General features: G+C 55.3%; 6 protein-coding genes. 5 read left to right on the top strand and 1 reads right to left on the bottom strand.

The genetic code is table 11. The annotated features are described in order from the left end of the window. Positions 1-752 precede the first annotated feature (752 nt). The 4 genes from FJW04_RS18670 (at position 753) to FJW04_RS18685 (ending at position 10,731) form a co-directional block, all read left to right on the top strand. Positions 753-4,553 carry a glycosyltransferase gene (locus tag FJW04_RS18670; RefSeq protein ID WP_140715931.1) on the top strand — a complete coding sequence of 1,267 codons (3,801 nt, stop codon included), beginning with the start codon at positions 753-755 and terminating at the stop codon, positions 4,551-4,553. A 10-nt stretch (positions 4,554-4,563) separates the two neighbouring features. Next, complete coding sequence (locus tag FJW04_RS18675) at positions 4,564-6,348, top strand: FkbM family methyltransferase (protein WP_181172984.1); 1,785 nt, start codon at positions 4,564-4,566, stop codon at positions 6,346-6,348. 706 nt (positions 6,349-7,054) lie between these two features. Continuing rightward, a complete protein-coding gene (locus FJW04_RS18680; RefSeq protein ID WP_140715937.1) occupies positions 7,055-7,843 on the top strand; it encodes a glycosyltransferase in 789 nt (262 codons plus the stop codon). 386 nt (positions 7,844-8,229) lie between these two features. Beyond that, positions 8,230-10,731 (top strand): glycosyltransferase, encoded by a 2,502-nt coding sequence (locus FJW04_RS18685; protein WP_140715940.1) that lies wholly within the window; start codon positions 8,230-8,232, stop codon positions 10,729-10,731. On the opposite strand, the gene FJW04_RS18690 is transcribed toward FJW04_RS18685, so the two are convergent. Next, positions 10,728-11,915 (bottom strand): FkbM family methyltransferase, encoded by a 1,188-nt coding sequence (locus tag FJW04_RS18690; protein WP_140715943.1) that lies wholly within the window; start codon positions 11,913-11,915, stop codon positions 10,728-10,730. The genes FJW04_RS18685 and FJW04_RS18690 overlap by 4 nt on opposite strands. Before the next feature lie 192 nt (positions 11,916-12,107). On the opposite strand from FJW04_RS18690, the gene FJW04_RS18695 reads away from it, so the two are divergent. Continuing rightward, positions 12,108-12,911, top strand: a complete 804-nt coding sequence (locus FJW04_RS18695; protein WP_246673897.1) for a hypothetical protein — start codon at positions 12,108-12,110, stop codon at positions 12,909-12,911. The last annotated feature ends 78 nt before the right edge of the window (positions 12,912-12,989 follow it).

Below are 12,989 nucleotides of genomic sequence, written 5' to 3' on the forward strand. Positions count from 1 at the left end.
TGTAGTGGGTGGGTGGGGGGCAGACGCCGGGCGCCTTTGTGCGCTACGTGTCCAATGGCGCCCCGCGCTGGTTTTCGATTGTTCGTCTGGCAAGCGGCAGCCCGACAACCGATCTCTAAATCGGTTCCGATGTCCAGCCGCGAATGCGAATGGTCGAGGGGTGGCGAAGCTAAGGCATCACATTTCCTGCGATGCGCACGCGATTTTACCCGACTCACGACTTCACTCCCGTCATGTTCACGCCGATGTCTCGGCGAAAACTCGAGAGGGATCTCCGGAACGGGAACCCGTCCGCCTCCAGCAGAAGGACAAACGTATACGCGGCAGCGCACGCTTTGCGAACGCACCTGCTTCAGCCGCGAAGTGGCCTAGCTACTCCAGAACTCCTAAACCCTCTCAAGAACGCCAACCCACCCGCGAACTGCGCGAGTGCCCTCAAGGCTGTACATTAGTAAACAGAAAATTAGGGATTTGTAAACTATAAGCGAACGGATATTTGATCAGGGAGCGGGTGCGGGCCATTCTTTAACGCAGTTGCTGAAAATTGTTCTTCAGAACCCTGCCCTTAACGTCTCCTGTCCAGCCCTTGCCATGTCGCAAATGTGAGCAACGTCAAGCGTGGCACTCCTCTGGCGGGATGCCACTTAGAACCTCGGATCAACGTTTCTCGATCTTGACGACACCTGGCAAATGGCGGTGAACTAATCGAGGGGTGGCGTGACGGACCGCCGCACGGAGCCGACGATACACAGATGACAAGCCACAAGCGCCTCTGCCTCAACATGATCGTTAAGAACGAGATGGCGAACCTTCAGCGCTGCTTCGCAGCGGTGGTCGACCACATCGACTGCTGGGTCATCGGCGATACCGGCTCGACCGATGGGACCCAGGATTTCATCAAATCCTACTTCGCTGCCCGCAACCTGCCGGGCGAGCTGCATGAGTTTCCCTTCCTGAATTTCGAGCAGGCGCGTAACGCAGCACTTGATCACGCCTACGCCTCGGCACTCGCTTACGACTATTTGCTATTTGACGACGCCGACATGGAACTGGTGGTCGAGAATGTAGGCTTCCGAGAACAACTCGTCAGTCCGGGCTACCGGCTGCTGCAGCGATCGGATTCCGGCCTGACCTATTGGAACACCCGCCTGGTCAGGCGAGACGCCGGCGCGCGCTACCACGGGGTGACCCATGAATATCTCGACGTGCCCGACGGTGTGCTGGAACTGCGCAGTGCCTGGTACAAGGACCACGCCAGCGGATCGAACCGGGTCGACAAGTTCGAGCGCGACGCGAGGCTGTTGCTCGAAGCTCTTGATAGGGATCCGGAAAATCAGCGCTATTGGTTCTATCTGGCGCAATCCTATCGCGACGCCGGGCGGACGGCTGAGGCTGCGGTGGCCTACGCCAAACGCGCCGCGATGGGCGGCTGGGACGAGGAAGCGTGGAACGCACGCCTGCAGGGGGCCCGCTGCTTGCGCAAGCTCGGCGACGAGCCAGGCTTCGTTGAGCAGGCGCTTGCCGCCTTCAATCAACGGCCGCAACGTGCTGAGCCGCTCTATGACCTGGCCAGGTTCTACCGCGACAAGGGAATGAACGATGCCAGTGTGCTGTTTTCCGAAGCGGGGCTGGCGATCAAGCGGCCCGAGCAGGACATCCTGTTTCTGGAGGACTACGTCTACACGACAGGCCTGCTGGAAGAGTTTGCGATCGCCGCGAACTATTCGCGCGATCCTGTGCGCAAGGACCGCGGCTTCGCGGTTTGCAACTGGCTGGCGCTGAGCCGGACCATTGGCGACGGCCCTAGGGAACTGGCGTGGTCCAACCTGTTCTTCTATGTGCAGCCCGCCAAGACGATGATGCCGTCCTTCAGCGCGCGTCCGGTGGGCTTCACGGCGCCCGATGGCTATCGACCGTCAAACCCGTCAGTGGCTCGATTGGGCGACCAGATCGTGCTCTTGCAGCGGACGGTTAACTACACCCTGGCCGAAGACAACCTGCAATACGACACGCCGGGCGGAGTTCCGGTTCACACGCGCAATTTCCTGCTCCGATTGAATGATGAACTCGCCATCCAGTCCGCAAGCGAGATTTTGCCGCCGGTTGATATGCCGGAACCCGCTAACGACCGTGTTCTCGGATTTGAAGACATGCGCCTATTCGCTTGGCGCAATGAGTTGTGGGGCATCTCTTGCGTGCGCGAATTGACGGAGGAGGGTTGGTGCGAGCAGGTCATAGCGCGCATCGACGAGAGTGGCTCCCGGCTGACCGACTGGCGCATGCTGCATCCGGCAGGACCTCGGCTGCACGAGAAGAACTGGATGCCGCAAGTCAAGCCAGGCACGGTGGGGGCAGAGGCAGAGACGCTGCACTTCATTTACCTCTGTGACCCCACGCGGATCGTGGACGAGCATGCCGCGACCATCAGCGAGACTCCCCCGGCCATTGCTGCCCAACGGTTCAGGGGCGGGACCCAGCTGATCGCCTTCGCGGGTGGTTGGCTCGCATTGGTTCATGAAGTGCAGTCGCCGGCTGAGGGGAGGCGACGTTACTGTCTGCATCGGTTCGTCTGGTTCGACGAAGTTGACACGTTGCGAAAAGTAAGCCTTCCGTTCTTCTTCGACAAAAAAGGCGTTGAATTCGCTGCGGGGCTGGCGTGGCACCCGGATGGAAGGCATCTGTTGATTTCCTACAGCATAACCGACAGCGAGTCCTGGATCGCGACTGTCGACGAGGCCGAGGTGAGATGGCTTCTGAAGAACATGGATGACCTGCCATCGGGTGGGGCTGTCACAGCGTCGAGGCTGACGCTGTCTTCTGCCGCCTCGCGGGCTCAAGCAGATTGTTCAGTATATGGCGGTCCGCCAGCTGAAGTGGGCATCAAGCCTGACCACACCGACGACAAAACCATAACTGATGTAGGCCAGGCGCTGCCAAGGGACAAGGATCTAGGGCCGGCCGGCACGAAGTCGACAGACAAAACCTTTGATGAGCTCGCGCTCTTTCTGCGCGATGTTGATTCTCCGCTGGAGCGGCGGACACGATCGCGCCAGTTCGACGCGCGGATGTCGCGCTTTCTTGGCAGCGACGACACAGCGCTTCCGCAAATCAACTGCTTCTACCAGGTGATGTCCGACAAGGCCGAGCATCGTACCCTCGTTGCCGCCATGACCTCAATGCGGGCAGTGGGCCATCCGGTGCGGGTGTGGAGCTACGCACCGGAGAAGCTTGCGTTCCTGGTCCCACATGGGGTCGAAATCCGCAATGCTGACGACGTCATGCCGCAGCCCTTGTTCGAGAGGATCGTCGCCGGCTCGGAGATCAGGTATTTTAGCGATATCTTCCGTTACGCCCTGCTCTACGAGCATGGCGGGCTGTGGATGGATTCCGACGTCATCCTGCTGCGGCCGTTCCCCTTTCGCGGCGAGCATTTCTTCAATCTGCAATGGCGCGGATCGCACAAAGGTCATTTTATTTGCGGCAACGTCATCTATGCAAGGCCGTACAGCCGTCATCTCAGGCAGCTGTACGAGTTGTCGATGGAGCGCTTTCACGCCTCACACGGCAAGGAATTTGGAGACATCGGCCCCAAGCTTCTGTCTGATTACATTGCGTCCGACGCAGGCGCCGAACTGCGGGAATGGGTGTTCAGCCCGATGTTCTTCAACGCGATCGACTGGACAGAGATCGACCGGTTCGACAAGCCGATAGCGGAATTGGCCGACTATTTGAACGATGACCGTGTGTTCGGCATTCACCTGTGGACGGCACGCAACGATGCGCGGCCGGGCGACGCAGGAGCGCCACTGATCTCGCAGTTGATCAATCCGCTCGACAGCTTCCCCACGCTCACCAATCTCGCCGATCGCTTCAACACCGACAGGAACCGGCATACAGGGAACCGACACGCTTATGCTCGCATCTACGATCGCCTGCTTTCGGGCCGGAGGTTGGCCATGCGTTTCCTCTTGGAGATTGGCCAGTCAATCAATCAGGCGCAAAGCACCCTGGCCGAAACGCCTTCGGTCGACTTGTGGAAGAGCTATTTTCCATTCTGCCGGGTGATCGGCGTCGACCTAACGGATCATTCGAGGTTCAACAAAGACAGGTTCGAATCGTTCGTCTGCGACCAGTCCAAGCTGGAGGATCTGCGTCGCGTCACCGCGAAGCTCGAACCGGGATCGCTCGACGTGATCGTCGATGACGGCAGCCACGCCTCGTTCGATGAGCAGCTCACGTTGCGCGAGTTTTTCCCTCTGCTTGCCGAGGGCGGCTGGTATTTTATCGAGGATCTCGACTGGCAGCCGCCGGGCGAGGATGCCGACAAGATCACTCCAACCAAGAACCTGATGCGAGAAATCCAGCAGCATGGTAGCGCGCGCTCTGTCGATCCGCTGGGGGTGAGCGCTCTTGCCGATGCATTCGCCGAAATCCTGTTTTTCGACAGCCATTATGAGTTGAATCGGGCAAAATTGCTCGGTGGGCTGGTGGCCATCCGCAAGGGGGTGCCGGGCATGTCCGTCAGGCACCATGTATCACGGCATCTTGAGTGAGGGGGATTCATTGAAAGTCGCCGTCTACACCATCGCCTTGAACGAAGCTGCAAACGCCGAGCGCTGGGCCAATTCTGCTGTCGAGGCGGATTATCGCATTGTGGCCGACACCGGCAGCACTGATGGTACGGTGGAACGGCTAATCGCTGCGGGCGTCACCGTGCACAGCATAGCGGTGCGCCCGTGGCGCTTTGACGACGCCCGCAACGCGGCAATGGCCCTGATCCCGGCCGACGTCGATGTTTGCTGTACCATGGACATGGACCGGTATCTCGAGCCAGGCTGGCGGGCGAAGCTCGAAGCGGCCTGGACCATCGAGACGACAGCCCTTTTTTGCCAGACGATCTACAGATCGAGAGTGGATGACCCAACACCTTTGCGAAGCTGGCCGGCGAAGAATTTTCATCATCGCTGGGGCTATCGGTTCAAGCGACCGGTCCACGAGGCGCTGGTCTTTACGGGAGAAAAGGAAGTCTCGGCGAACAGCAGCGATATCGTCATGTTTGAGGTGCAGGATCTCGCCAAGCCAACAAGAAACAGTTACCTGCCGCTGATGGAGGTAGCACACAAGGAAGACTCCGACGACGCTCAAATCTGTTTCTGGCTCGGGCGGGATCTGATGTGGGCTAACCAAGAAGAGCGGGCCGTCCAACTGCTTGAGCGCTACCTTGCATTGCCGACAAGCACCTGGCGAGAAGAACGCTCCGAGGCTATGCGTTACATCGCGCGCATGCAGCCGGAGGGGAGATTGTCCTGGCTGGACAAAGCCCGGATGGAAGCGCCGCACCGACGAGAAATCTGGCTCGACCTCGCAGAGGAGTTCCATGCTAAGGCCGACTGGCTGAACCTGTTCTGGGCCGCGACCAATGGGATCGAGAAGTCACACCGAACCGGTAGCTATCTGGACGACACGAATTGCTGGGGCTTTCGGCTGTTCGACCTTGGCGCGATTGCAGCATGGAAACTCAATTCGATGGATCGAGCCGTGGAGTGGGGACAGAAAGCGCTCGACCTCGACCGAGCCAACCAACGCCTCAAAAGCAATCTTAGCTTTTTTGTTCAGCGCAAACGGCAAGACCAGCTGGGTGACTTGACGAGGCGAATACGCAGCGATCTGTTCTCTCGAATTAGTCGAAGACCGGTCACGCTCGTGCAAGTCGGAGCGAATGATGGGACCGCGTTGAGCGAGCCTATCAAGCAACATCATTGGAAGGGGATATTGATTGAACCTGTCCCTTTCATATTCGAGTCTCTAAAAAGGACATACGAGGCCATTCCGGATATAATCACACTTAACGTTGCCGTACATGGCAGTGATGACGGTGGCTTTCAACCTTTCTATGCCGTAAAACCATTGAGCAACCCTCCAGTCTCATGGTATAATGGCCTGTCTTCCTTCAATAAAACTTTACTTCTGAGTCACTCCTCATCAATCCCGGATCTTGAATGCCTTATTGATGAGATGTTGATAAAGACGAGGACGTTGCGTGGTATCTTAACAGATTTGAACGTGGCCGATGTAGATTTTCTGATGGTTGATGCCGAGGGGTATGACGGCACCGTAGTTCGAAGCTTTCCTTTCGATATGTTTCGTCCCAAATTGATAATCTACGAGACTAGGCATCTTGAGATGGCTGACCGTGAACACACTGAAACGCTCTTGCAACAACAAAAATACTTCTGCCTTCACATGAACGATGGCGAAGATGTCTATGCGGTATCCGAGGATATAATGAGTAAAAGTGAAGCACGATTTCTCGAGTCTGTGATGGCCTCCTCTGAAATTCCGCTGTGAAAATTTGGGAGAATGTCTGACTTTGTCGAACCGTCCTATTAATTCGCCAGATGCCTAGATGGATAAAGAGAGAAGAGCTCGTCTGTTTACGATTTTTGGTACGGTGCTATACGTTGAGCCGTCATCAGGTGAGCTCCGGCATGGTGCACCTAATAGCGTGCCAGCGAATGTGGTTTTGGTTGCGGATCGACCCGCCTGGCAATGCCGCATCATGCACGATAACGGGTCCGAGCTCCTTCCGATAGAGTTTAGACCTGGTCAATCTGGGCGCCTAGCGATAGACCGAGATGGCGATTCACCGTCGCTCCGTATCATCACCTTGGAGAGAGGGCTCCTGAGCCTCCGATCCGAGCACTACTATCTCTGCGCCGAACCAAATGGCCAAGTCAACCTTTCGAGACTGAAGTGCAGCTTGTGGGAGTGCTTCTTATCCTCAGAAGACTGGTGCACTGCGTTCGCTTCCGATGCGGCGCCTGAGTTAGACGCGCAAATTGACTGGGGGGCCATCCGTCGAGCTATAATCGATCCAATGTTTAGGGTCCGCTCCAATCGAGCCCCGAGAGCGAAGAAGGTATTTTTCTTTGCTAATACGGAATGGTCAAATGGTCGCGTATACTACGACTTATGCAAGCGGTTGCACGAGAACGGGTACATATCGGACATCCTGAATTGGCGCATCTCGTACACCCGCAATCAAATAATAGATATGCTTGGGTACTACGACTTTATAATATCCGGTCTGGACGGCATACCATTTCTGATCGATAACTATCTTGTGGAACCTGACAGAATAATTGGTATATCTCATGGTGTATATTATGATTTTGATCTTCTTATACATAAAAAGGGCATCGGAATTTTCGATCAGCTGGCCAATTTTGGTGTTGTAAGTTACAGTATGGTGTCTGAGTCGGCGATTTTGGGAGTGCCACGGGTACCGTTGGTGACATCGTTGGGAATTAATTTCACAGAGTTTGATACTGCTATACCGGGCAGCCTCAGAACTGTCGGCTATGCTTCGTCAATGTCGCATAAAACTAAAGAAGGCATTGAGAAAAAGAGGGGGGAATTGGCCATCGAGTGCGCTGAGGGTGCTGGCCTTGATTTTCGGCCAGCGGGTAGTCACGAGAAGCCAGTGTCCTTCCACGATATGCCGGCATACTACAGCACTGTGGATTCGATTCTGATGACATCAATGATCGAGGCCGCTGGGCTCCCGGTGCTGGAAGCGGCAGCTGCTGGCCGCCTCGTCATTGGCACTCCAGTTGGCCACTTTCCGCTCCGCGCATATCAGGGAGGTGGCATTATCGCGCCGATTGATGCAGGGCGATTCAAGCTATTCACCATCAACGCATTATTATACTACAAAGCCAATCCCCAGGCATACGTGGATAAGTGTCATTCTATACGGGAAGCCGCCAAAATGTTTGATTGGGACTACATGATCGATGAATGGGTGGAGTTGATAGAGTCAGCCAAACCCGTCCGCGCCTAAAATGGTGGCCGGCAAGGGCCGTACAGCCCCCTGCCAAGGATCGCAATGACATTAATGGGGCTCAAGGTGCAGGATCTTTTCAATCTGACAAGTAGCAGCTACATGGCTCTGATGGAAGTGTCGCGCGAGGAAGAGGGCGACGACGCTGATATCCGCTTTTTAGCGCGTGCGGACGAGATTGAACCGGCGAGCCCTAGCGGCTGCTATCCAGGTAACGATGATCGCTGGTGTTTTCGGCTGAACCAAGTGCGAACGCATGCTGGCGCTTCAATGTCACGGACCCGGCGCTGGCGCGGAGCTAAATACGCTCGGACTTGATACGGCCAAACAGTGCTAGAGGACAACTCGGATTTTTTGGTTATACGAAATGACTTGCGGGCAGGAGCATGAGCAGTCTGTCCTTTGAGCCCGCGCGGTTGTTCACGGCGTTCGGCACCGTCATTTATGTCGAGCCCTTTACGGGTGAGTTGCGACACGGCCCCCTGGAGAGTAGTCCGCCGAACGCATTTTTTGAGCGGGGCGACCGTCCGGTGGGCGCAAGCGCGCACGGTCGGCTGATCCATGCCGTCGATGGTTCGGCCGAACCGATCTCCTGCTATTCTGGCACGTGTTTTTCCATCTCGCAGTCGCAGAGCGAAAGCCAGGCCGTCGATCCCACGGTATTTGAACTGATTCCGCTAGAGCGTGGTTTGCTGGCGCTCAAGTCGGCGGGCTTATTCTTGTCGGCCATACCTGACGGTCAGATGAAGCTCAGCGCTCTTGTATGCAGCACGTGGGAGCTATTCATCGCATCGGAGAACTGGTGCACTGAGAGTTCTGGAGGACTCGCTTTGAGCCTCCGTGACCCCACCCTCGATAGGAGAGCGATCGAGGGTTATGTCATTCATCCGGTAATACGGATGAACTCAAATAGGCGGCCTCATTCCAGGAAGATTTTAATTTACGGACATGCTAATTGCTCGCATGGCCGTATATATTATGATATTTGTAAGCATTTGCACAATGTTGGGTATATTTGCGATATGCTTGATTGCAGTATTAACCATATTGAATATATTCAGAGTATTATTCCCTACTATGACATGGTCATATCGGCCCTCGACGGTGTTTCTAGGTTGGTGGACGTTTATCGTGTTCCTTACGAAAAAATAATAGCTCTATCTCATCATGAATTCGACATTCGATTACTGATTGAGCAAAAAGGAATAAATATTTTTGAAAAATTCGCTAATTATGGGGTGGTCAGCGAATATGTTTACTGCGCTTCGGTGATGCGGGGCGTTCTAAGACCGCCAATGGTTGCGTCCTTAGGCGTCAACTACGACGAATTTTATACTGCAGTCTCAGAGCGCCTGACCACCGTTGGTTACGCATCAACGATGTCCGCTATGGCTTATGGCGTCGAGTGGAAACGTGGCAGACTGGCGAAGATGGCGGCGCTGGATGCCGGACTGGTCTTCAAGGTCCCCGGTTCGACATCCCACCAAATTTCATTTCACGATATGCCCAACTTCTATCAAAGCGTCGATGCTGTCGTGATGAGTTCCATCAACGAGTCCGGTCCCTTGTCGGTCCTGGAAGGAGCGGCGGCTGGGAGGCTCGTAATCGGTACGCCGGTAGGGCACTTCCCAATCAAGGCCGCCCAGGGGGGAGGGATCCTTGCTCCGGTCGAGCCCCAGAAGTTCAAAGAGTTCACAGCGGCGACCCTACGCTTCTATCGGGATAATCCGTCGGCGTATGTAGAGAAATGCAGATCGATACAGCTGGCCGCGCGAAAATTCGATTGGGAATATACAATTGCGGAGTGGGTTGAACTGATTGAATCAGCGCAGTCATCGAGTGCTGGAAAGCGAAAGGCACACCGACACATGGGTGAAGAAAAAGGTAATCATGCTCTGCACAAAGCCGTAATATGCGACATGGACTGGCTTTCATCGTACCTAGCTGACGAGCACGGCTACTTGATCGGTCTTTTGAACGAGCTCTATGACTTTGATATAATCGACTCCAGTTCGACAAATTTTTCCGACGAAGAAACCTTGAAGCATTTGAACTCTTATTCCGCGCTCTTAGTGGCCTATCAGGGAAAAGTCCCTATCCCGCTGGACCGCATTTCTGCCTACAAACTTCTTAAAGTTGACGATCTCGTAAGCTATGATTCAGGCTATGATGAACTGTTGAATTACCTTATTTCCTCGGCGGATACAATAATCAGCCCTTACGCTTACGAATTTAGGAATCACTTCGATCATGGTTCTGTTGTATGGGTGCCATATTCGTCATCTCTTGAGGGCTGCAAGGACCATGATCGAATCTCCTTCAATGAGGATCCTCTCCCCAAAATTCTGGTGTCCGGAAGCATCGCGTGGGATCGGCCCCTGAGGCAATATGCAGCTAGCTTAAACGACAGCAGGATCGATGTGTTAGGGCACCCAGGATATTGGAACAAATATAATGAGAATAGCAATGCCTTTGTAAAAACTAAATACTATGATGAGTTGTCTAAATACCTGTGTTGTTTCTGTGATGGTCACAGCTATCGCTACGTCCATCTCAAAAATTTCGAAATAGCCTCCGTTGGCTCACTGCTATTGACAGACCGCCTGATCGAAAAGGAAATGAACGCTTTGGGTTTTGTAGATTATCAAACATGCATTTTTGTTGATAAGGAAGACTTATTGGAGAAAATAGAATGGATAACTGATGAGCGAAACCGGTCTGCCGTGGATACAATCCGAAAGGCTGGAATGAGGCTTGCAAGAGAGCGGCACATGACGCGGCACCGAGCGCTGCAGATCAACGATCTGGTTAATTCGTGCGTCGAGGGGATCGCCTTTGAGAAAGGCGCTTCGCTCCGCACGAACTTGCATATGGCCCGGCTCGACTAAGTGTAGGGGAGAGTGCCCAATACATCAGTGATCACTTGGAATTTATGTCTGGCCGGCTCTGAGAGCTTGCTGACCCGGTCTCGCCTCTTCGTGAATAACGTATCAAACTCGACCGCATCACCATCGAAATTCGGTACCTGCCTCACCTGCCGTAGTGCGAAGCCGAAATCCCCCAACATGTCTACAATGTCACCGATTAGCTTCTGCCCTCGATATATCGGCACGAAATGCGTCTCCAGTTCGATGGCCAGGCAGGACTCGAGGAGGTGTCCAAAGCCGACTAGAACTTCGTACTCGAACCCTTGCACATCAATTTTTATCACGTCCGGAGAGGGAGCCTCCTGCATCCGGAATAGCTCGTCGTATCGAACACATTCAACCTCTTGCGTATCGATGGTTCGGAAGATCGGTCCAATCGAATAGTGCTGCAAGACCTCGAAATTTGGCTCCCTCAACGATGAACACCCCGACGCCGCAGCAATATGAAGTTTCTGAACGCCTGCCGCGTGCGCCAGCGCCTTTTCTACGACTCGGCCCCCGGGGATGCGGCTAAGGGTTTGCCTGACTAGTGCCGCCTCCGATGCTATGGGTTCGAAGACCACCGGCGTGATCTGTTCAGCCTTCAGCATCCACTTGAGTTGCAGCCCCCCTTGACCGCCGACGTCCACCAGCGTGATTCGCTCCTCTGCTGGTGTACGGGACAATTCGGTTTCTGCGTCAAACGCCTCAACCAGCACGCTCATGAGGACAAACTGCTCGCTCCCACTGCCAGTGTACATGGCCTGTCGGTTGTTGGAGCAGCCAATTGAGAGTGTGGGATGGCAACTCAGAAACGTTACCTCAACATCGAACGAGCCATCAGATAATTTCGCGACCGAAATCTTTTTGCTGATGCCATTGTTGATTACTGCGCCGTCGGCAGAGATCTCTGCAATATCTAAAGAGCCATAGTGGTGGATGTAGAAATTGGTGGTAGAATCAATGCAGAACTTGATCTGGACTTTCAGTTTTACAATTCTAAAGAGAACACCTGGATCATATACACGTAAAAGATGCCAGCCGTGCCGGGCGGTATCCGAGACAATAAGAGCTCCTTCTTCAAGGCGAATGGACATCTCGTGCGCCACCTGCCAACGTGAAAGATCATCTCCACTGTATGTTTGCGAAAAGATGGCCTCGCCCACTCCTGATTCCTATCCGCTCCCCGAGCCTTTGTCCTTGGTGGGCAGCATGCTAGTTTAGATCGGGCCGGTCGAACATTGGGAATCAAAGTGCGACGACGAGATTTCGTTACACTCTTGGGAGGGTTAGCGGCCGGAAAGGTGATTCTCCCCAGGTTGACGGATCGACACGCCGCCGCGGAGAGCTACGCAGCTATGGTCCCACCTACCACGCTTCCTGTCTCCCTCCTCACCGCCCCCATCGAACTCGCCGGCAATTGGGGTCACATGCTGCCACGCTCGGCCGAACAGGTCGTTGAGCGCATGCGGCACGCCTGCCTGGATGGCGTCCGCCTGCTGTCCGACCGCCAGCCGACGCGGCTGCGCGTCGATGAACATACGTCCGGCTCGCCGGCCGTGTGGCTGCATCCCGACGGCCCCAGCATGGCGTGGATCATTGTGGATATTGGCGAGCGCGACTGGTCGAAGCTCGCCTACCAGTTCGGCCATGAGCTCGGCCATGTCGCGGCCAACAGCTGGCAGGCCGATGCCAAGCCGGCACCGCCTTGCCAGTGGCTTGAGGAAGCAATGGTGGAGGCCTTTTCGTTGCGTGGCCTGGAGCGCTTGGCGAGAAGCTGGAAGGAGAACCCACCCTTTGCCGGCGACAGCGCTTTCGGCGATGCCATCGCCGAGTATCGCCAGAACGTCATTCGAGGCTATACCGCTCTCGCCGACAGCCAGGGGCTCACCGGCGACGCCGCCGCGTGGTTCGCCGGCCATCGCGGCGAGATCGAAATACCTGGCCTCAATCCATTCGCTCAGGCGATGTCGGTGACCATCCTCGCCGAATACGACCGGGCGCCGGACTGTGTCGAGGCGCTGGGCGCGCTCAACCGTTGGCCCGGCCGCACTGGTGTCCCGATCGCCGACTATCTGAAGCTATGGGAGGCGAGCTGTGTCGAACTGCAAGCCTCGCCTCGACTGCCGGTCCGCCTGCGCGAGCTCTTGCGCATCTCGTAATCAGGCACGGGGTGCCGGAAAAGTTCTCTCCGCAAGAGCAGGCGCGTTGAGTCTCCTGCCACTTGGCAGCCCGAGCGC

This window comes from Mesorhizobium sp. B2-7-3 (assembly GCF_006440715.1).
GTDB lineage: Bacteria > Pseudomonadota > Alphaproteobacteria > Rhizobiales > Rhizobiaceae > Mesorhizobium > Mesorhizobium australicum.

Coding starts and splice junctions, on each gene's coding strand:
- FJW04_RS18670 (WP_140715931.1), top strand. CDS start 753: ATGACAAGCCACAAGCGCCTCTGCCTCAACATGATCGTTAAGAACGAG.
- FJW04_RS18680 (WP_140715937.1), top strand. CDS start 7,055: ATGCTTGGGTACTACGACTTTATAATATCCGGTCTGGACGGCATACCA.
- FJW04_RS18685 (WP_140715940.1), top strand. CDS start 8,230: ATGAGCAGTCTGTCCTTTGAGCCCGCGCGGTTGTTCACGGCGTTCGGC.
- FJW04_RS18695 (WP_246673897.1), top strand. CDS start 12,108: ATGGTCCCACCTACCACGCTTCCTGTCTCCCTCCTCACCGCCCCCATC.